Genomic DNA, 21,916 nt, shown 5'->3' with positions numbered 1-21,916 from the left:
ACTAAATAGTATTCCTTATTATTTTTGCTGGTGCACCTACAGCAGTGCAATTATCAGGTACGTTTTGCAATACTACCGAGTTCGCACCTATTATACAGTTCTTACCAATTACTATTTTTCCAACAATAACGGCACCCGAAAAAATGACTGTACGATCCCCAATCTCAGGGTATTTGCCAGAGTTTCCATCACCGAGCCTAGCACCACCTAACGTTACATTTTGATAAATTATTACATCTTTACCAATTTTAACGCCAACTCCAATAACAATACCTACAGGGTGCCTTAAACGTAGAGAAGGATGGAAGTCTGTTTTTGGCGAGAGGAACACGCCATACTTTCTTTCTAATCGATTAGCTACAATAGCTGCTAAGCGTATTTTTTTCTGTTGCTTACAGTAATGTATACAGCGTATATATAGTTTTACTCTATAGTCTACTCCAGAAAATAAGTACATCAGAGGCCTTTTTAAAACGCATAACATAGTATCATTCATTTTCTACTGCCTGATTAATCATATGGAATATAAAAGCCGTCATAGCTAAATAAAAAATAAATAGAAAGCTGCTTAGTAAAATAATGAACATATCAGCTGCTAGCTCTATATTGTTTGCCAACATAAAAATTGCTGCTAAACCTAAAACTCTAACTATATTTATTACTAAAAATAGCAGTTGTCCCCCTATTAAGTTCAGCACCTGCATTAACGGGCTAGATGTCAATTGGAGTAAAATAAAGGGGGCTAAGATAGTTGCATACTTTCCAGCTAATTTCCATTCTTCTCCAAAAACCAGCTTAAATAAAGGTTCTGCTAGTAACATCATTAAAACTGTTAAAGGAACTCCGACTAAAAATAATTTCTTTTGCACATCAATTGTTATGGCTCTCACCTTAACTAAATCACGCTTACCTACAGCAGCTATTTCAGCATAAAACGCTTTTGCCATAGACTGCCCGACAAGCCCCGTTGGTATTGATATAGCCATAATCGCTAAACTTAATTGGCCAGTTAACTCTCTGCTGTATAAAGATGCCATCATTAATATAGGCGCGTTGCTGGATACTTGCAATAAAAGTTGCGACGGTAACCTAAAGTAGGGAAAATCTCTATAATAAATTGCAAGCATTTTGACTCTTTTTCTATTTATTTCTGGCATCAGCCTCTTAAAATCTTTCGCTGATGCCTTTATTAAGCCACCTATACCAGCACTCTGTGCAAAAAACTGTCCAATGATTAAGCCTATAGGTTTAATTGCTAGAAGCCCTAATACTATTTTCGCGGTACTGCCTATTAGCGACTGACTTAGTTGAGTTTTAGCCATTACCTTGTATTGTTTTTTTCTTGTCGTCCATAAGCTAAACAGCTCATAGCTTGCTGTGCCTGCAACACCTAGCACTATTAGCCACCACCACTGTGCAAGCTCTGCCATATCAAACCATGCAAGAATGGTTTCACTGAACAAAAACAATAGCGACAAAAGAATGGCTGAGTAGATAGCAATTAACAGCAGGCCTAGAGCCACTATGTTTATTGCTAGCGCATCTGTTTTCGGTAGTGGGATTGCTGTACTGTATCGTAAGGTAGCTATAGGCACGAGTATTGATACGATCGATATATATAAAGCTAATAACCCGTAATCAGCTGGTGAGTAGATACGAGTAACTATCGGGATACTTGCGATGCCTACAATTCTCGCAGCACCGGAACCTAAAGCTAAAGTAAGCATTCCCTTGAACGTACTACCAGACTCACTTGCAAAAAGTTGATTGTATTTGGCTTTTAGCTTATTCACTTTATCGCCTTTTTGTTCATTAAAAATTAAACATCACAGCCAAACAAATCACGTGTATAGACTTTATCTGTGACATCTAGCAAATCACGGGATAATCGATTAGCTACAATTACAGCGCTCAGTTTTTTGAACTCGGTTAAATCAGTAATTACTCTAGAATTGAAAAATTCTGGCTCATGCAATTCTGGCTCATATACTACCACTTCTATGCCTTTGGCTTTTATACGCTTCATGACGCCTTGAATAGCAGAGGCACGGAAGTTGTCGGAGCCTTCCTTCATTACTAGGCGATAAATACCAATCACGCGTGAAGATTGATGTTTGGTGCCTGAGAGGTCTGTGTTCAATTTTTTTAGGATGTCGTCGGCTATAAAGTCTTTGCGGGTACGGTTGGCATCAACTATGGCTTTTATGATGTTATTAGGCACTTCGTCGTAGTTAGCAAGTAGCTGCTTAGTGTCTTTGGGTAGACAGTAACCTCCATAGCCGAAGCTGGGGTTATTGTAGTGCTTACCTATGCGTGGGTCTAAGCCTATACCTTCAATGATTTGCTTGGTGTCTAGGCCATTTACCGCACAGTAACTGTCTAACTCGTTAAAGTAGGCAACTCGCATGGCTAAATAGGTATTAGAGAATAGCTTTACGGCTTCGGCTTCTGTGCTGTTGGTAAACAATAACGAAACGTCTTTTTTTATTGCACCTTGCTTTAATAAATTAGCAAATATTTCTGCCCTTTCACTTTGCTCACCTACGATAATGCGAGATGGGTATAAGTTATCGTATAAAGCTTTACCTTCGCGTAAAAACTCAGGACTAAAAACAATAGGTTTTAGCTTTGGGTCTTGGGTGCTGCGCTGTTGAGTGACGCCTTCCGTAAATCCTACGGGTACTGTTGATTTAATAATGATGGTAGCTGTGGGGTTAATAGCGTCAACATCACTTATTACTGCTTCCACACTGCTGGTATTAAAGTAGTTAGTTTTTGGGTCGTAGTCAGTGGGTGTGGCTATGATCACAAAATCAGCGTTTTCATACGCTTCTTGTTTGTCTAGTGTGGCTTTAAAGTTGAGTGTTTTATTTGCTAAAAAGTCGGCTATTTCAGTATCGACAATAGGGGACTTTTTGCTATTTAGCTGCGCTACTCTCTCCACGATAATATCAATCGCCACCACTTCATTGTGCTGTGCTAATAATATAGCGTTGGATAAGCCTACATAGCCTGTGCCTGCGATAGCTATTTTCATACTTATTCCTTTATTGCATAGTATTGCTTATACCAGTCAACAAATTTTTGTATGCCGACTTCGATTTCAGTTTTTGGTTTATAGCTTACAGCAGCTTCTAATCGTGTGGTGTCGGCGTAGGTGCGCTCTACGTCGCCTGGCTGCATACCCAGTTGTATTTTTTCTGCTGTTTTGCCAAGTGCGGTTTCTATCGCCTTGATAAAACGTGCAAGCTCTATGGGTTCGTTATTGCCGATATTGAATAAAGCGTAGGGCGTTTTTTCTTCTGGAATTACATCTTGAATACGTATAATGCCTTCTACGATATCGTCGATATAGGTAAAGTCGCGTAGCATTTTGCCGTGGTTGAAGACTTTTATTGGCTTATCGTTACTAATCGCTTCGGTGAACAGCCAAGGTGCCATATCCGGTCTGCCGGCAGGGCCATAAACGGTGAAAAATCGTAAGCCAGTAGTCGGTATTTTATACAGGTTAGAATAGGCATGCGCCATCAGTTCATTAGCTTTTTTGGTGGCAGCATAAAGTGATACAGGTCGGTCTACATTATCGCTTTCACTGAAGGGTATTTTCTCATTCATACCATAAACCGAGCTGGATGAAGCATAAACCAAATGCTGCACTTTATTGTGTCGACAGCCTTCTAAAATGCTCATCATGCCAACAAGGTTGCTATCAACGTACTCAAACGGTGCTTCTATGGAATAACGCACGCCCGCTTGAGCTGCTAGGTGTATAACGCGGTCAAACTGTTCTATTTTGAAAATTTGCGCCATTGCTTCGCGATCAGCTAGGTCGATTTTTACAAAACGAAAGTTGTCAAAAGGCTTGAGCTGCGTAAGGCGGTACTCTTTTAGAGCAGATTCGTAATAGTTATTTAGATTGTCTAGGCCAACAACTTCATAGCCTTGCTCTAGTAAACGCTTGGCCGTGTACATGCCGATAAAGCCGGCCGCGCCGGTAACTAATACTTTCATAAAAATCTACTTATTTTCTTAAGTTAAGGATTTAACATACCAAGGCATCGCTTTCTCAATACCTTGAATAATATCAAACTGTGGCTCATAGCCTAACGCATTTTGTATTTTACTGATATCAGCCTGACTATGACGCACATCCCCTGCTCTAAAATCTCGATAGGCTGGTTCTGGAGTGTAGCTAACTCCGTTAGCACTTAAATGTTCTTTAAGCGCTGAAAACAGTGTATTAAGGGTAGTACGACCACCGACTGCTACATTGTATACTTGGTTCTTGGCTTCAACATTGGCAGTTGCTGCTAGGATATTGGCTTGTACGGCATTTTCTATAAAATTAAAGTCGCGACTGGTATCGCCATCGCCATTAATAAATACTTCATCACCTGCGATCATAGCAGCCGTCCACTTTGGGATCACTGCAGCATAAGCACCATCCGGTGTTTGGCGTTTGCCAAAGATATTGAAATAACGCAGACCAATCGTCTTAAAGCCATAAGTACGAGCAAACACATCAGCATATAGCTCATTGACATACTTAGTCACTGCATAGGGAGATAACGGATTACCAATAGCATCCTCGACTTTTGGCAATGCTGGATGATCGCCATACGTTGAGCTACTCGCCGCATAAGTAAAGCTAGCTACCTGAGCATCACGAGCGGCTACGAGCATATTTAAGTAGCCTGAGATATTGGTATCATTGGTATTAATGGGATCAGCGATAGAGCGTGGCACCGAACCTAGTGCTGCTTGATGCAGTACGTAGTCTACGCCTATACATGCTGCCTGACAGTCATCTAGATTACGAATATCACCTTCTATAAAGGTAAAGTTCTGCCACTGATCTTTGCTTACCAAACCTTGTACTTCATCTAAGTTATGCTGAAAGCCAGTCGCAAAGTTATCTAGACCGACTACTTTTTGATTTAGTAACAATAGCTCTTCTAGTAAATTAGAACCTATGAATCCCGCTACCCCAGTAATTAACCATGTCTTTGGCTCGTTAATTAATACTTTTTGAACTTTTTCATATGCAGTTGACGTCATAACCATTACTTTCCGTATTTTTCATAGATTTATAGGCGGATATCAGTGTCTTCTTTAGTGAAAACATACTTTAAATCGTAAAGCACGTGTTCATTCTTGCCAAACGCTCTAATCTGCTCTACACCAAGCTCGACGAACTCATTATGCGCGACCGCTAAGATGATACCATCATAGTTATTTACAGCGGGCTTGCTAATAGGCGTAACATTATATTCACGCTCAGCTTCTGCTTTATCTACCCAAGGGTCATAGACATCAACTTCGATATTATATTCTTCTAGCTCATGGACGATATCGATGACCTTGGTATTACGCACATCGGGGCAGTTTTCTTTGAAACTCAGCCCTAAGACCAAAACTTTTGCCCCTTCAACTTGAATACGCTTTTTAATCATTGTTTTAACCAGCTGTGTGACCACATACTCACCCATGCTGTCATTCAAGCGACGACCAGCCAATATAATCTCTGGGTTATAGCCAATCGCTTGCGCTTTATGTGTCAAGTAATAAGGGTCTACACCGATGCAATGACCACCGACGAGGCCTGGACGAAACGGTAAGAAATTCCATTTGGTGCCTGCTGCTTCTAAGACCGCTTGAGTATCGATACCCATTTTATTAAAGATAACGGCTAACTCATTAATTAAGGCAATATTGACATCTCTTTGGGTGTTTTCAATCACCTTTGCTGCTTCTGCTACTTTAATGCTTGCTGCTTTATGAGTGCCGGCAGTAATAATTAAATTGTATACTTCATCCACAAAATCAGCGACTTCAGGCGTTGAGCCCGCCGTTACTTTTAAAATATTGGTAACACGGTGCTCTTTATCGCCAGGATTGATACGTTCAGGACTATAACCGGCATAAAAGTCTTGATTGAAGGTTAATCCAGAAACTTTCTCTAGCACCGGAATACAAACTTCTTCTGTGGCACCCGGATAGACGGTCGATTCATAAACCACAATGTCGTCTTTTTTAAGTAGACTGCCGATAGCTTCTGAGGCTTTAATTAAAGGCGTAAGATCGGGCTGTTTATAATCATCGATAGGCGTCGGTACCGTAACAATAAAAAAATTACAATCTTTAAGCGCTTGTATATCGGAGCTATAACTCAAATGTGATGCTTGAGTCAGCTCTTCGTCACTGACTTCCAAGGTATGATCTGTACCTGCACATAGGGCTGCTATACGACTGGCATTGATATCAAAGCCTACTACTGGCAGATGCTTACCAAACTCAACTGCTAATGGCAGACCTACATAACCAAGTCCGATAACCGCTATTTTTATATTCTTAATATCTAGCATAATTTTCCTTTGTTCATCTAACCAATTTTAGTTGAAAAATAGTATTCAGGGTGTTTATGAACAGCTATGCAGCTTTAGAGCATTCTTGATAACCTGCTACAAACTGTTTGAATTGCTGCTTTAACCAAGGGACATCGAATTGTTTTTGTTTTTCAGTCAGCTCAAACAATACTGTTTCAAGCTCATCTAATGGAAAGTGGTGTTCTAGCGCTTGCATGATAAGGGGGTGATCAGTTGATTCAACATTATCTTCACCGATGATGAGCTCTTCATAAAGCTTTTCTCCATCTCTAAGTCCAGTAAAGATGACTTCGATATCACCATCCGGATGGGCAGCATCTTTAATATCAAAACCACTTAAATGAATCATACGGTGCGCTAAGTCAACAATCTTGACCGGCTTTCCCATATCAAGCACAAACACCTCACCACCTGATGCCATTGCACCTGCTTGGATCACCAAGTTTGCCGCTTCAGGAATCGTCATAAAGTAACGAGTTACATCAGGATGGGTGACCGTAATCGGCTTACCTTGTTCTATTTGCTTAGTAAATAAAGGCACAACAGAGCCCGATGAGCCAAGGACATTACCAAAACGCACCATACTAATACAGGTTTGGCTATCCGTTTGGCTTAGCGCTTGGCAAACCAATTCTGCCAAGCGCTTAGAAGCACCCATCACATTGGTCGGTCTTACGGCTTTATCGGTCGAGATCAGTACAAATGTCTCTACATTTGCTGCAATCGCCGCTCGGGCGCAGTGATAAGTACCTTTGGTATTATTAATAACGCCTTCGAAAGGATTGTGTTCAACCATTGGCACATGTTTATAGGCTGCTGCATGATAGACCGTCTGTATATTATAGAGATTCAGTATTCTAAGCAGGTTGGATTCATTGGTGACATTACCGATGACTGCAACGATTTTAATATCTTGATAAGCAGGCGTATTTGCTTGCTTAATGGTTAGCTCTTGATGGATGCTATAAAGCGCAAACTCGGACAGCTCATAGAGCACGATACATTTAGGCTGGTTTTTAATCACTTGACGACATAACTCGCTACCAATGGAACCACCAGCACCAGTGACTAATACGCACTTACCCTTGATATTCATCTGCAGCAACTTGGCGTCAGGTTCAACAGTCTGTCTGTCTAACACATCCAAGATGTCTACTTTGCGCATGCTACTAACGGTCACTTTTTCGTCAGCAATTTCCTCTAAGCTTGGCAATTCTTTTATTTTTAGAGCAATACCTGAGAGCTTATCTATAATCTGGCGTTTTTGCGCGCGACTGATAGAAGGAATAGCTAAAAACACCTGAGCAATATCTAGCACATCAATCAAGCTTATCAATTCATGAGCAGGGTAAATCTTTTTGCCGAGTAAGTAAGCACCAGTAAGTTGAGGATCATCGTCAATATAAGCCACGACATTATATTTATAAGAGTTTCTTAAGCCTTCTAATAAGTCTCGACCAGCCTCTCCCGCACCATAAATAACAACATTATCATAAATGCCATCATCTTTGAGGCGACGCTGGGCTCTCCCGCTCAAATGCATCAAGAGCTCACGAATAGTAAGACGACTATTCCATAACCAGATAAATAAGAAAAATAGAAAGATAATAGGAACGGAGCGCGGTATATCCTCTAAGGGATTTAAATAGATGATAATCTCATAAACGACCATGAGTACAAAGAACAGCTTTGCGACACTACCCATTACCGTATCTAAAAAACCACGTGCTACGCCTTTATAGAAACCAATCAGATATAAACCGACGATAGGCAGCGTGGCATAAGATATTAATATTGCAGGGTTTATATTATGAGCGATACTACCGTAGCGCAAAGACAAAGCTAAGAACAGGCAAACTAAAGATGCTACCAAGTCTGTAGTGAGTAAAATGGCTCGCTTGAGGCTGCGAGGCAATGATAACAAGTGTTTTGCCATACGCTGTAACCAGCCAGTTTTTCTATCAAGTGATGAATAATCACTTGACTGTTTTGAATTTGCAGACATAACACTTAACTACTTAAAAATATGAATTTTGGTAGAGTTTCGAAAAAGCTAACTATTGGTTATTACCATAAGCATAGCTATAGTGATAACTAGATTTACTCATTATACCCTGCTGTACGTCATTTAAAATAATACCATCAACTTGTACATCAGCTTTATTGAGCTGTTTAATCGCATAAGCCAGCTGTCCTTCTAGGGAGCTATCATAGCGAGTAACCATCAGTACTTGATCTGCATACTGAGCTAGTATCACTGCGTCTGAAGCTGCTAATATTGGTGGAGAATCAATAATAATGTAATCATAGTGTACGTTTAGCTGTATCATCAAGTGTTTAAAACTGCTACTAGATAGTAGTGATGTGGGGTTATTTGTCTTCCGACCACGAGGTATAAAATCAATATGCTCCATTTTTGTAGGATGAATAAAGTTTTCAACACCTTGATATAATTCCGCCGTATCATTTTGCTGTAACAATAGATAATCAGCTAGACCATCATCTTGATCCATATTAAATAGTTTATGCATTTCACCTAGACGCATATCCGCATCTATTACTAATACTTTTTTATTCACCTGCCCAAATACTTCAGCCAAATTAGCACAGATAAATGATTTACCCACCCCAGGGCTTTCTCCTGAAATAAGAATAACTTTGGCACGCTCACCAACCTTAGTTAAGGTTGGCGTACCAAATATCAAATGAGTTCTTAAACTCTTTATAGCTTCATAGCTCAAACTATCGTGATCAATATAAGCCAATAAGCGATTAGGTGTTTTTTTGTTTTTACTTATTCGTAACAATGATGCTGAACGCGGTATGGTTGCAACCACAGGTACTCCGATCTTCGACTCTAAAGCATCAGGATCCTTGACCAAATTTCTAAGTAAGCTTTTAATTAATACTAATATTGCACCTAGCATAGTACCCAGTAACGTTGCTAATACCCAAATTTGTAGCTTTTTAGGTGCAATCATATTAAAGGTACTGATAGGCAAGTCAATAATGCGTACTTCACTAACTTGACCTGCCTTAGCAATTTTTAATTGCTCATAACTTTTTAACATCGTAAGATAGATTTCTCTATTTATACTAGTATCTTCTGATAACTTTAAGAACTCTCTTTGCATATTAGGTAAGCTTTCAACCTTAGTTTCTATTTCTTTTTTCCTGCTGTTCAATATTTCAAATTGTTCATTTATTTGAAGAACTAATGGATGCTCTTCAGTATAGTAAGTAGTCAAATCTGCTTTTTTTAACTTCAACTCATTTATTTGAGAGTCAATCTGAGCTTTTTCTCCAACTAGTAATCCCGCTTCTTGGCTAATATCAATAATTCCATATTTCTCGCGGAACCTATTAAACACTGCTTCTGAGTTTTCAAGCTTTTGCTTTAAGTCAGGTAACTGCTTTTCCATAAAGGTAAGAGTATTTGTATTTTTCTCAGACTCTTTTGATTCTTTATTACTAACATAAGACTGAATAATGTTCTTTAATATTAGGGTGACTTGTTGCTGATTTGCCCCAGTTAGAGATAGTTCCATTATACCTGTTTGGTTACCTCGCTCTTTCACTTCCAATGCATTAGATAGAGCATTTGTTGCTGTGAAAATTTGTTGCTTAGTAATATTAATCGCGTGCTCGTTAATAGGTAGATCATTAACGGTAATTTCAATGATACCTTCTAGCGTTGTGAAACGATGTGTTTGTCCCAACTGTCCTTTAAAATCATCAAAACCGTTACTCAGCACGAAGCCGTTGCTTTTATTGGAGCGTACTAAAGAAAAAGGCTGGTTTAGGTACCCTTGTGGAACATTAAATTTACTAACTTGCACTTGTCCATCTGTAGTTTTTAATGCTACTCCCTCAGGAATATTTATTTGAGAGTAGATACTATTATTTTTTATTTTATCAGTTATGTTAATCGCAGGGTCATTAAGACGAATATCTAAGTGTAATAAATCAACGACTGGTGCTAATATCATACGTGAATTAATCAACTCAACTTCTTTCTGAATGGAACTAGCATCAGATGAAACTAGACTTGGGATATTAATATTGCCTAACGCAGATAAGCCTTGTTGTTTATTTTGTTCAACCTCTATCAGAGCTTTTGATTCAAAAACTGGGGTTACATATCGACTATACAAGACTCCTATTATCAATCCCAACACAGCAAAAAACACGATGACTTTCCAGCCACGCAAAATGGCAAACAGCAGCGCCATTAGATCAATATCCTCATCTTCTTGTTTAGAAGAAGGCTTTGATAAGTTTCTGGAATCTGTATTCATAGTGGTATGTTCATCACTTAAGGTTATTCGTTTAAAGGTTAGGTATTTAATAGTAGCTATTTAACTAATTTTATCTGCCCACTGTTCAAGACCATCAACGATATCTTGATATGCTGTTTTAAATGCACTCATATCATGTTTATAAGGGTCAGCAATATCTTTATCCATCCAATGACCAAGTTTAAAAGTCTTGCCACGGCAAAATGGCCAACGATCCTCTATCCATTTGGTTTGATCATCTGACATAGTAAGAATAAGATCTACTTTTCTCACCAGCTGCTCATTGATTTGTTTAGCAACATGATTGGTAATATCAATCTGCTGTTTTTTCATAATCTCTAATGTAGCGGGGTCGGCAGGATGACCAACCAGAGCACCTACCCCAGCAGATTCGATAGTCTTATTGGGAAAATGCTGCTTTAGTAACGCTTCTGCCATTGGACTACGACAAATATTACCTACGCAAATGACTAAGATGTTATCAAACGCCATAATAATTCCCTATAAGCTTGAGAGTGACCTTATCGTGGAAGTAGAAGGTAATAGGGCGCTAAGAACGCGATTCCACCGCGTCAAACCTGTTGGGTCGACATATAGTATATCGTTAGGCTGCATCTCAAACCGATTGGCTAACGCAAAACTTGTAATTGCCTGCATATCGACATAGTAAATATCCGTAGCTTTAGTAACAAGGTTGTCGCGAACAACATATATCTTAGCCGCGTTGGCCGTACTAGAGTTCAAACCATTGGATTCGCCGATTACCTGCGCCAAACTAATGCCTTGCTCAAGGATAGGGACTGGCTCTATTTTTCCAAACTCACCCAATAAGTAAATTTTATTACGATTTTGACTATTGACATGAATAGAGTCGCCATCTTGTATATAGAGTTGATTGGCTGATAGCCCCATACTTCTCAACGACTGTAGCCCCAAATTATAATTAGTACCGTTACGGTTTAATACAATACTATTCGAATCACCACTTGAAGTCGCGCCACCTGCCATAGAAATAGCGCTATATAATGAAACTGGCATATCTGTAATACTAAATTCACCAGGCTTACTGACTTCACCATCAATAAAGAATTTATTACCACGATAATCAGTAATTTTAACTTGAGGATCCGAATATTTAAGGTAGCGCTGTAGCTGTCTTTGCAAGTTCGCCGTAAACTGTGGCACACTCATGCCAGTCGCTTTAATACGTCCGACAAGTGGAAACTGAACGAATCCTTGCTGATCTACAGGATAGCCTGAAGCACCGGCTGATGTAATGTCGGGATAACCAACTAAGATAATACTAAGAATATCACCTTCAGAAATTCGATATTCTGCTCGGCTAGAGCTTCTTATCAGCTGAGCTAAGTTAGCATTTGGTATAACAGCTTGTTTTGGTGGTAATGTTGCTAGGCTTAGAGGTTGAATATTGAAATGTATACCATTTTCAGCAATAAAAGCACCACTTGGCGGAAGGTCACCTGCTTGCAGACCAGCATTGATACTAGAGCAACCCGTGAGTATGCTAATTGTAAGTACAGACGCCACACTTAATAGCTTTAATGAATTGAAAAACATAGAAAAACCTTTATAAATCACAGATATAAGCAGCGTCTAGCAAAAAGTACAATTTAGACAACCATAATCGAGTATTACATTAACTATAAAAAACAAGGCAATAATACCATAGCTGGTTAAAGATTGGACAGATAAGGCAAATTTTTTGGTGAAATCTATTTAAAAGTAACATTCAGTTATATCCTAATTATATAAATATTACATAAGAATATCGCATAGGATTCAATCACTTAATAAAGCATAGAGTATGACTAATAATACGAGCTTTAAAAGCTTTCTCTTTAACATCACTTCAATAAATAGCGTATAATACTCAGTCCAAATCTATACATTGAGAAATGTAAACCCACCGACTCAAGGATATCGTTATGAAAGATGAAAAACTCCAAAAAGCACTCGCCCGCATGGGACTTGGTTCACGTCGTCAGATGGAAGAAGTGATTAAAGCAGGGCGTGTGACCGTTAATAATGGACCCGCAACCATCGGCGACCGCGTCGAACAAGGCGATGAGATCCGTGTTGACGGTCGTCAAATCAAATATACGGCTGAAAATGAAAAGCGTCGTCGCGTTTTAGCTTATTATAAGCCTGAAGGTGAAGTTTGCTCGGCTAATGATCCAGAAGGTCGTCCAACAGTTTTCGAACGTTTACCAAAATTGACTCATGATCGTTGGGTCATGGTTGGGCGCTTGGATATTAACTCAACTGGTCTGCTCTTATTTACCAATGATGGCGAGATGGCGCACCGTTTGATGCATCCGTCTAGCGAAGTCACCCGTGAGTATGCCGTACGTGTACTTGGTGAAGTGACACCAGATATCGCTCGTACACTAACCGCTGGCGTTATGCTAGAGGATGGCATGGCACAGTTTGAAGATATCAAAGAGGGCGGCGGTGAAGGTGTCAATAAATGGTATCACGTCAGACTAAAAGAAGGTCGTAACCGCGAAGTGCGCCGATTGTTTGAATCGCAAGGTCTTAAAGTGAGCCGTCTATTACGTACGCGTTATGGGACGATTGCGCTACCAAAGGAGCTGCGTACAGGTCGCTTCTTAGAGCTCGACAAAAAAGACATCAATACCTTAACCGATTTGGTCAGCCTACGCCCACGCCACGGCACTGGTCTGCACGGTGCAGCTAAAGAAAAGCAAGAACGTATCAAAAGCAAGCCGCTTAAAGCGCGCCGTGTTGACAGTCGTAGCGATAGCCGTCCTAGCAGTGCAAAACCTAAAAGCAGTGGCAGTCCTGCCAGTCGCGGTTCACGTAATACCCGCGATCGTAACAACAAGCGTTAAGCTGTCACAGGTTAATCCTAGCTGATAAAAAAGCGGTCAATGAATCAATCATTGACCGCTTTTTTTATGCATTTTTATGCATTTTTATGCATTTTTTAAGAGTATCACTGACTTGAGGCTTAGTCGTCATGACTATGAATATAATTTTTCATCACGCGCAATTCTTGTAGATGTTGCTCTTCCATTCGCTCTAACAACCCATCTAAGCGCTGCTCAATGCTGTCCAATACCTCTTGTAATAGCCTACTCGCCTCAGCCTGACTCTGTCCGTTTTTAGTATGATTGCTTATATTGATATTTGCTAAATGATAATGACTGGCCAACATTTCAGGTAAGCGCATATGCAGCATTTTATGTAAGACAAATTGCTGCTCGTTAATAGCTGAAGTTACATTTTGCGCTTCTAACTCGTTTTGGTAGCTGTGATAATTGGCTACCTTTTTATCAATGTGCTGCAATTGGCGCAGCTGCTTATCCGATAAAGCTTCTAGGTGTTTTTTATTTAAATTTAACTGTTGCCAATTAAGAGAAGTTAACAACAGGGGCGCATTACTATCTTGATAGGTCAGCACGCCTGGAGTAATACCAACCATTTTATGCAATGCGTGCCAGCCCTTTCTCCCCAAATAAAAGACGCTAACAGTAGTAACCACACCAACGCCTAGTAATATACTCATGTCACTTTACTCTTCTTTCGACTTATTTCAGCATAAACATTTAAACTTGGGATATTATTAAAACCTCTCATTTATAGCTTAATATCTTTTACATCAGTTTCTTTATTAGCTGAGTTTTCAATTACCTGAATTTCAGCAGCGCTATTATCGATTTGTTGTAGTCTAGAATTGCTGGTTGGGTTATTAAAACGCTGCTGCAAATATCGATTGGTTGCCAGTAGCTTTTGTCCATCTTGATGATAGGACGCATTCAGCAGGTCATCAAACTGGGTATTAATCGTCCTAAGCACTTCTAATAGTGCCTCTTTGCCCGTGACATCAGAGTGCTTAATTTTCGTGGTATCAGCAAGCGCACCATTCCCGACATCTAAGTCATGCAAGCGGCGATAATCGGCTACCGCTAGTGGCACATGCCTATCCATTAAATTTTGAATCATAACGTAGGTTTCATTGACGGTATCTTTATCATCAATTTTACCATCGTTATTGGTATCGCCATAAATAACCCGTAGCTTCTCGCCTTTATCATTGATTTGATCAAGCGCTGTTTTGACCTCAACTGGCAAGCTTTTTTCAGGAATATAACCCAATTGCGGCATCGCTTTATACTCAAGCATTTTGGGCGCCGTGACTTTTTTGATACCACGGTACCCAAGGTACAACCCAGCTGCTGGCAGCACGCCATATAAAATAAACATCACGAACATCGCAGTCAGTTGGGTCATTTGGGTATCCTTGTTGTTTAGTAGAAATACTTAGCAAAAATATTTAGCAGACGCGGTTGGCAAATTTATTGTTATTTTCGATAATACTTAATCATTATTATTAAACAAAAAAATAAGGCTGTATTAAAGCCTTATATTGTTATGTATTGAACCGATTGTGTTTATAGTTATTTGCGAACAAAACAGAAACATGAATTTTTTACGCGACACTGGAATAAACTTTTCTAGCTTGCTGTGCCTGCGCCGACAGAGGCTGCGAAAAATTCATTCCAGTGTCTCTGTATCGTTTTTATACTGAACTCACAATAACAATACTAACAACTTTTAAATAAACCTCGTTAAATTCAAGTTAGCTTTGGGTACGGCTTTTGACATAACGGTGCGTTGAAGCCAGTTTATTCATCACCGTTTGATGCAACTCATCTAATAACTCGTCAAGCTCGTAATCAATGTCTAAAAACAAATCCGTGAGCATATCGCCGGCGGTCATTTTTCCTTGGACGACATTATTTTTAGTGCGATGCGGGCTAAAGCGTTGCAGCTGCTCATAATGATGCAGCGCTTCAGGGATACTTTCAGACACCAGCTTATCAATGACAAACTGGCGCTCATTATGTTGCTGCTGTTGCTCAGCGTTGAGCTCGCTACTCCATTCACGGTAGCGTTTTAGCTTACTATTAATTCGGTCTAATATGGCAACCGCTTCAATCGGCATCGCGTTTAGGGTGGCTGCATCGACCACATCAACAAGCTCAGTCATAATCGGACAGCGTCCATGTTTAAGATACCATAAGGTATCGGGGTCAAAAGGAGGTCTATTGGTCGGGCGCATTTGGGCGCGATTGGCTAGATATCGATCGGTCAACGGCGTCGGCGTGCGGATATCATTCACTTGTGCTAAGGCATCACAAATACGCTCGCTACGCTGCGGCTCGCTAAGCGAAGAATTGGAAGCTGAAGTATCCATGTTTACTTGGTTATCGCTACTATTGCCATGCTTATTTGCATTATTAGAAACTTCTTTAGCGGCAGCTTGCTGAGCATTTTTGGCAGCGATGGTTGGCAGGTCATCTTGGGCTTGCCCAAACGACTGTAGCATTCTTGTCAGACTTATGACCATGACCTACCCTGCTCCTCGCCTATTCTTTATTCATTGCTGACTGATATTGCTGAATAATACTGATAACGTCGTAGCAGCTATTGCAGCAGACATATTGCATTCGACCATTTTATCCCTTATCTTAACAGCTTTTCTCAGCGCTGCCAGTAAGCAAACGTCACCGTTTTGGTCTTTAAAGGATAAGCCAATTATCATGAATTTCACCGATTATAGCGCCGGTTTTTTGCTTGGTTTATCCTTGATTATCGCTATTGGTTCACAAAACGCTTTTGTGCTCAAACAAGGGCTGAAACGCGAGCACATATTTTTCGTCTGCCTATTTTGCGCAGTCAGTGATGCGATTTTAATCTCTGCTGGTGTCGCTGGTTTTGGCGCAGTGACAGCACGTTATCCGCAAGTTGTAGACATTGCCAAAATTGCTGGCGTCATATTTTTGCTGGCTTATGGCATCCAAAGCTTATACGCCAGTGTACGCCTATCGCATGCACTCACCATCGATGGTCAAGTCGTCACCAGCTTAAAAAAAGCACTGTTGTTATGTTTTGGCTTTACTTGGCTTAACCCGCACGTCTATCTAGATACATTGGTGCTCGTCGGCATGGTTTCAACAGGGGCAAATAGCAAAGTCGTATTTGCCGCTGGTGCGGTAAGCGCCTCATTCTTTTTCTTCTTTGCGCTTGGTTATGGTGCGCGACTACTTAGACCCTTATTTGCTAAGCCAAAAGCTTGGAATATACTCGATGCCTTAGTCGGTTTTCTGATGCTGTATTTGGCTTGGCATCTATATCAAAGTTAATGAAGCGTAAGAAATAAACATAGCTTATCAAAACGAAAAAACCAAACACATTAACGTGTTTGGTTTTTTATTACTTTGAAACTAATGACTTCTTATTAGGACGCTTTTTTGCGCTTTTTAGGTTTAACAAAGGTCAAGTTTAAAAAGTGCTCTAGCGAATCATCAAGGATATCTAACCATGGCTCTGGTAGCTCAGGAGATAGCGTTCCAGTTAAAGTAGAACGATAGGCCTTTTCTCTAAAGGTCATGATGTTCTCGGCTTTGTCCTTTTGCCATTCTTTTAAAATCTCGCCCTGTTTTTCAACGGCAAATTCTGGATAATCGGTAGCATTGGTCAAATCGCGAATATAAGCGGCCTGAAAGTCGATTGAATCACTGACCGTCACGCATTTGGCATACGTTGCGAGCCATTTTTGCTCATCTTCTTCACGTGCTGCCAAATCGGGCAATTCGATATCACCCATTATCACATCACGTGCATACCACGCTTGCGCATCAAACATATTAAAGGTGAAATACTGATCTTGCATGCCCAAATAAATCAGCTTTGGATTTGGCTGCCAAAAGATACCTTTATACAAGTTGGCTGGATACAAGCAGTTGTGCGTCTGCAAACGTAGCTCATCTGGCATAAACGGAAAATGGAACAAGTAACCGGTACACATGATGATGGCGTCAAACTTTTGGCTTGTACCATCGGCAAAGTGCGCGACATCATCTTCAAAATGCGTTACCAATGGCACTTCTTTAATACCCTCAGGCCACTCATAACCGAGCGGTTTACTACGATAACTGATGGTTACCGACTTGGTGCCATATTTGTAGCACTGAGTACCAATATCTTCGGCAGAATAGCTACTACCTACTAATAAGATATCTTCATCTTTAAATTCTAAGGCATCGCGGAAATCATGCGCGTGCAAGATACGACCTGGAAAGGCTTCTAAACCTTCAAAATACGGCATATTTGGCGTAGAGAAATGACCCGTTGCTACCACGACATAATCAAACTCTTCGACTTCTTGCTCATCGGTTTTATGATTCATCACCGTCACGGTGAATTTTTGCGTTTCATCATCAAACGACACCCAGCGCACGGGGCATTCAAAGCGAATATATTTTTGAATATCTTGTTTATCGATACGGCCCATGATGTAATCTTTTAGGACTTCACGCGGCGGGTACGATGGGATGGCTTCACCGAAGTGTTCATCGAATGAATAATCGGCAAATTCTAAGCATTCTTTGGGGCCATTTGACCATAAATAGCGGTACATACTGCCGTGCACGGGTTCACCGTTTCTATCTAAACCCGTACGCCAACTGTAATTCCACATACCACCAATGGCGTTTTGCTTTTCATAACATACGATTTCAGGTAAGTCTTTTACCCCGGCTAAACGAGCCGCTTCAAAGGCACGTAACTGTGCCAAACCACTTGGACCTGCCCCTAAAATTGCCATTCTTTTCTTACTCAAAACTGACTCCTATAATATTGTTGTGCTCCTATCATAACATATTTGTATGGACAACTTTTTTAATGCAGACTTTTGGTGATTAATTGGAATTGATACAAGTATTAGCAAGATATAAAAAGGTGTTACTAAACAACCTTTTAGGATAGGTCTTAGTATTTTTCAGCAACTAGGCAGTTTTGTCTGCTTTAGGAAGTTTTAGCCTTTGGCCCAATAATAAAAAGACCATGTTTTTTTACACGGTCTAAAAAATACGGATATATCTTAAAAAAGAAGGGGCGTAAAAAAGGACAGATAAGAACCACTAGAGAAGTAAGTGGCAGAAAAGCAAGGTGACAATTACACTAAATCAGGAAATAAGGTACGTAGTCCATTAACGATAATCTCGATAGAAACTGCTGCAAGCAACATACCCATAATACGACTCATGATATTAAGTCCAGTATCTCCCAATAAACGACTGATACGGCCCGCTGCCATTAGCGCCACATAACAAAATAAGCTGATAAATAAACCAGCAATCAAAATCGCAGAGACTTGCAAAATACCAGTGACCTGTGATGAATAGATAATCACCGTCGAGATACCGCCAGGTCCAATCATCATGGGAATGGCAATCGGAACTACGGCAGCAGCCATCGTTGGCGGCGCACCTTGCAAATGGTCAACATCAAAGTTTTCTTGATCGGGCTTAACCGGGTTACCTTCGCCATTCATCATATTTAGGGCGATTAAAAATACCAAGATACCACCTGCCAACTGGAACGAACCAATCGAGATACCAAGCAATTTAAGTAACGTCTCGCCTGCTAAGGTAAAAAAGCTGATGGTGATAAAAATCGTCAAACAAGCGATGCGCGCCACTTTACGGCGATTATTTAGCGAATAGCCGTGAGTTGAATCCAAAAACAACGTCAAGGCGCCAAAGGGATTAATCAGTACCATAAAGGCTAAGATTATCTTGATAATTTCAGTATCCACTGAGCGCTCGCTTATCTATTGGTCAAATCGGACAAAAGATAAGGTCGCTATGCACAAGTACAGGCAAAGACGACCTTATAATCGGTAGCAGCGGCATTGTAGCATAGCCAGATAAGCCTATTAAATCATTAACTTCGCTTAATTTATCGTCCTTACCAATTCAATAGCATATCCGTACAAATCTCCCCTTTTAATCACTTATTTAACCGATACCTATGCCATAAAATTAATCAAAAGCTTTAGCATCGATTTAGACCAACCGTTAATCTTAAGCGCTAAAATCCAGACCAATATCTAGTGCCGTGGTGCTGTGGGTTAAATAACCCATGGCAATGAAATCAACGCCCGTTTTTGCTACTGCTTGCACCGTTTCAGGGGTGATACCGCCTGAGGCTTCGGTTTTGGCGCGACCTTTACACATGGTGACGGCTTTTGATAATACGTCAGGTGCCATATTATCCAAAAGTACCAAACTCACGCCAGCCTCTAAGGCTTGCTCTAACTGCTCTAAAGTATCGACTTCGACTTCTATCGGAATAAGATGCCCGGCAAAATCTTGCGCTTGCTGAATGGCAGTTTTGATGTCACCGGCGATAGCGATATGGTTGTCTTTGATTAAAATTGCATCATCTAAGCCCAAGCGATGATTGCGCCCGCCGCCGCAGCGTACTGCGTATTTTTGCACAATGCGCAAACCAGGTATGGTTTTACGCGTACAAGTGATTTGCGCCGGATAGTCGGCAACGCTGTCGACAATTTTTTTGGTATCTGTCGCAATACCACTGAGATGAGTCATAAAGTTAAGCGCGGTACGCTCTGCGGTTAGTAAATTTCGCGCGTTACCTCGGACTGTTGCCAGTACCGTACCCGCTTCGACCGTCGCACCGTCATTCACTTTGGCAATAAACTTGATTTGCTCGTCAATCAAAGCAAAAGACAAACGCGCCAAATCCATCCCACATATCACACCTGCTTGCCGCGCTTTGATCTGTAATTGCGCTTGCGTATCTGCTGGTATAGTCGCTTGTGAAGTCACATCACCGCGCCTACCCAAATCTTCCGTTAACGCCGCTTCCACCAAAGGTTTAAGCAATACTTCACCCAATGCTGGCTCTTGTTTAACTGTCATGTTTGACCCTTATTTTTGCCTGATATTTATATGCGTTCGATACATTTAAGAAAATATCTTCAATTAAACTCAAAATGAGCATAAATATAGCGCAAAGTACAAAGCCTCGCAAGAAAAGGGTGCAAATTAATAAAATGAACCAATATGATTTCGCTTTGATATGAGTATTTAGCGTCGGTATAGGAAGGCTTGTGCAGTTGATGCTATTTTCGTTTAGGCAATTTACTATCCATGAGTAAACTTTGTAACTCAATATCATGGCGGAAGCGATAAAGCTTGGCAGGTCGACCGCGCTGAGCGCTACTACTCTGCCCTGTCTCCATGACAAGTTTTTGTGAATCTAGCAAACGACGGAAGTTTTGCTTATGTAAAGGCACGCCTGATAACGCTTCAACGCTTTGTTGCAGCTGCGACAAGGTAAACACGTCCGGCATCAAACCAAAGATAAGCGGTCGATATTCAATCTTGGCACGCAGTCTTGAGATAGCGGTGGCAATCACGCGGCGATGGTCGTAATACATCGGTACGCCTATTAACTGCGACCAATTTGTAGGCAACTTCACTTGGTAACTTGGCGGATAAGTCGGCGCTTCAGGGATTAACCCTGCTTCATAAAGCATCTCATAACGCAGCAACACATGCTCAGCCACCCATTCTCTATTCTCATAAGCCTTATCAACATTTAATGCCTTGTCCGTATCTTTGAGATTATCAACCCTCAAAGTTTCCTCACTGATTCCCCAGCATAAACCAATACGCTGACGGCGGCGCTGCCGCACGACTGTTTCCGCTGCGCTGTCTGCCCAGCTTAATAACGCCGGCACAATATGATTCATAATCATACTTGGCATACCGTCCAAGTGATTTTCCCACGGGAAATAATCGTACCAATCGCGCCATAATGCTTGGCTTGGCAGCTCTTGCATTTGCGCTTCTTGCACCAATCCTAGGTAGCTGACATACACCAACGCATGACCATCGACGTTGCGGCGATTGGTATCTACGAAAGTATAAAGCTGCTCTAAATAACCAAGCGGCTGCTGCGTTTGCTCCTCCACCCATTGACGTACGCCCGCTTGCAAGGAGCGATGTAATGGCATTAATGGCCCATTAGGCAAGAGCTTGCCTTGATCAACCGTTAAAACGCGCGCGGTGTGCTCAGTAATCGCTACCAGCACGGCGACCACTTCTGTGGTGCCGCTACCTTGTTGATGCGAATGTGAATAAGACAACGTCATGGCTTTAAAGGTGTCCTTTATGTCTAAACGTGAAATGAGCGTTTTTAAAATGAAGTGTTTCTGACCACGCTTAGTATAGCGTGAATCGAAAACTATCATAGCCTGCCGTTGTAAATAGACGATATCGGAAGCAATAAAAAAGACAGCGAGCAAGGTAAGTTTTGACGAATTACGTATCATTTTAGAAGCAGATTATAAAAAATACTTGTAATTATGCT

Annotated in this window: 19 protein-coding genes; 2 read left to right on the top strand and 17 right to left on the bottom strand. The window is 40.8% G+C overall.

What is annotated here, in order from left to right; translation table 11 throughout:
* Position 1 precedes the first annotated feature (1 nt).
* The 10 genes from JMX70_RS00350 to JMX70_RS00305 form a co-directional block, all read right to left on the bottom strand.
* Positions 2 to 496 (bottom strand): serine O-acetyltransferase, encoded by a 495-nt coding sequence (locus tag JMX70_RS00350; RefSeq protein WP_201588662.1) that lies wholly within the window; start codon positions 494 to 496, stop codon positions 2 to 4.
* Positions 489 to 1,793, bottom strand: coding sequence for a lipopolysaccharide biosynthesis protein (locus JMX70_RS00345; protein WP_201588659.1), 1,305 nt, complete (start codon positions 1,791 to 1,793; stop codon positions 489 to 491). The genes JMX70_RS00350 and JMX70_RS00345 overlap by 8 nt, the downstream gene beginning before the upstream one ends.
* 26 nt (positions 1,794 to 1,819) lie before the next feature.
* Positions 1,820 to 3,037 carry a nucleotide sugar dehydrogenase gene (locus JMX70_RS00340; RefSeq protein ID WP_201588656.1) on the bottom strand — a complete coding sequence of 406 codons (1,218 nt, stop codon included), beginning with the start codon at positions 3,035 to 3,037 and terminating at the stop codon, positions 1,820 to 1,822.
* Positions 3,038 to 3,039: 2 nt separating this feature from the next.
* Complete coding sequence (locus JMX70_RS00335; protein WP_201588654.1) at positions 3,040 to 4,011, bottom strand: NAD-dependent epimerase; 972 nt, start codon at positions 4,009 to 4,011, stop codon at positions 3,040 to 3,042.
* Positions 4,012 to 4,029: 18 nt separating this feature from the next.
* Positions 4,030 to 5,064 (bottom strand): NAD-dependent epimerase/dehydratase family protein, encoded by a 1,035-nt coding sequence (locus tag JMX70_RS00330; protein WP_201588652.1) that lies wholly within the window; start codon positions 5,062 to 5,064, stop codon positions 4,030 to 4,032.
* A gap of 23 nt (positions 5,065 to 5,087) precedes the next feature.
* Positions 5,088 to 6,365 carry a Vi polysaccharide biosynthesis UDP-N-acetylglucosamine C-6 dehydrogenase TviB gene (tviB, locus tag JMX70_RS00325; RefSeq protein ID WP_201588650.1) on the bottom strand — a complete coding sequence of 426 codons (1,278 nt, stop codon included), beginning with the start codon at positions 6,363 to 6,365 and terminating at the stop codon, positions 5,088 to 5,090.
* A 64-nt stretch (positions 6,366 to 6,429) separates the two neighbouring features.
* Entirely contained in the window at positions 6,430 to 8,391 is a 1,962-nt protein-coding gene (locus JMX70_RS00320) for a polysaccharide biosynthesis protein (protein ID WP_201588648.1), read from the bottom strand.
* Positions 8,392 to 8,443: 52 nt separating this feature from the next.
* Positions 8,444 to 10,684, bottom strand: coding sequence for a polysaccharide biosynthesis tyrosine autokinase (locus JMX70_RS00315; protein ID WP_201588646.1), 2,241 nt, complete (start codon positions 10,682 to 10,684; stop codon positions 8,444 to 8,446).
* Positions 10,685 to 10,744: 60 nt separating this feature from the next.
* The gene (locus JMX70_RS00310) at positions 10,745 to 11,176 is read right to left on the bottom strand and encodes a low molecular weight protein-tyrosine-phosphatase (protein WP_201588644.1); all 432 of its coding nucleotides are present in this window, start codon (positions 11,174 to 11,176) and stop codon (positions 10,745 to 10,747) included.
* 9 nt (positions 11,177 to 11,185) lie between these two features.
* Positions 11,186 to 12,232, bottom strand: a complete 1,047-nt coding sequence (locus tag JMX70_RS00305; protein WP_227671101.1) for a polysaccharide biosynthesis/export family protein — start codon at positions 12,230 to 12,232, stop codon at positions 11,186 to 11,188.
* A gap of 398 nt (positions 12,233 to 12,630) precedes the next feature.
* Here JMX70_RS00305 and rluB point away from each other — a divergent pair, with 398 nt between their 5' ends.
* Positions 12,631 to 13,557 (top strand): 23S rRNA pseudouridine(2605) synthase RluB, encoded by a 927-nt coding sequence (gene rluB, locus JMX70_RS00300; protein WP_201588640.1) that lies wholly within the window; start codon positions 12,631 to 12,633, stop codon positions 13,555 to 13,557.
* A gap of 119 nt (positions 13,558 to 13,676) precedes the next feature.
* On the opposite strand, the gene JMX70_RS00295 is transcribed toward rluB, so the two are convergent.
* The 3 genes from JMX70_RS00295 to JMX70_RS00285 form a co-directional block, all read right to left on the bottom strand.
* Entirely contained in the window at positions 13,677 to 14,234 is a 558-nt protein-coding gene (locus JMX70_RS00295; protein ID WP_201588638.1) for a hypothetical protein, read from the bottom strand.
* A 71-nt stretch (positions 14,235 to 14,305) separates the two neighbouring features.
* Complete coding sequence (locus JMX70_RS00290) at positions 14,306 to 14,959, bottom strand: hypothetical protein (RefSeq protein WP_201588636.1); 654 nt, start codon at positions 14,957 to 14,959, stop codon at positions 14,306 to 14,308.
* Positions 14,960 to 15,308: 349 nt separating this feature from the next.
* Entirely contained in the window at positions 15,309 to 16,058 is a 750-nt protein-coding gene (locus JMX70_RS00285) for a hypothetical protein (RefSeq protein ID WP_201588634.1), read from the bottom strand.
* 214 nt (positions 16,059 to 16,272) lie between these two features.
* On the opposite strand from JMX70_RS00285, the gene JMX70_RS00280 reads away from it, so the two are divergent.
* Positions 16,273 to 16,875 (top strand): LysE/ArgO family amino acid transporter, encoded by a 603-nt coding sequence (locus tag JMX70_RS00280; protein ID WP_201588632.1) that lies wholly within the window; start codon positions 16,273 to 16,275, stop codon positions 16,873 to 16,875.
* 95 nt (positions 16,876 to 16,970) lie between these two features.
* Here the strand turns inward: JMX70_RS00280 and JMX70_RS00275 are convergent, their stop codons facing one another.
* From JMX70_RS00275 to JMX70_RS00260, 4 genes are all read right to left on the bottom strand, one after another.
* The gene (locus JMX70_RS00275; protein WP_320158244.1) at positions 16,971 to 18,353 is read right to left on the bottom strand and encodes an NAD(P)/FAD-dependent oxidoreductase; all 1,383 of its coding nucleotides are present in this window, start codon (positions 18,351 to 18,353) and stop codon (positions 16,971 to 16,973) included.
* Positions 18,354 to 18,689: 336 nt separating this feature from the next.
* On the bottom strand, positions 18,690 to 19,331 hold the full coding sequence (locus tag JMX70_RS00270; protein WP_082894251.1) for a MarC family protein: 642 nt from the start codon (positions 19,329 to 19,331) through the stop codon (positions 18,690 to 18,692).
* A 268-nt stretch (positions 19,332 to 19,599) separates the two neighbouring features.
* Positions 19,600 to 20,460, bottom strand: coding sequence for a carboxylating nicotinate-nucleotide diphosphorylase (gene nadC, locus JMX70_RS00265; RefSeq protein WP_201588630.1), 861 nt, complete (start codon positions 20,458 to 20,460; stop codon positions 19,600 to 19,602).
* A gap of 203 nt (positions 20,461 to 20,663) precedes the next feature.
* Positions 20,664 to 21,698 (bottom strand): NUDIX hydrolase, encoded by a 1,035-nt coding sequence (locus JMX70_RS00260; RefSeq protein WP_201588628.1) that lies wholly within the window; start codon positions 21,696 to 21,698, stop codon positions 20,664 to 20,666.
* Positions 21,699 to 21,916 lie beyond the last annotated feature (218 nt).

Source organism: Psychrobacter pulmonis (genome assembly GCF_904846465.1).
Taxonomy (GTDB): Bacteria; Pseudomonadota; Gammaproteobacteria; order Pseudomonadales; family Moraxellaceae; genus Psychrobacter; species Psychrobacter faecalis.
The sequence above is the reverse complement of the archived record's forward strand: the minus strand, read 5'-3'. Positions and strand labels throughout refer to the sequence as shown.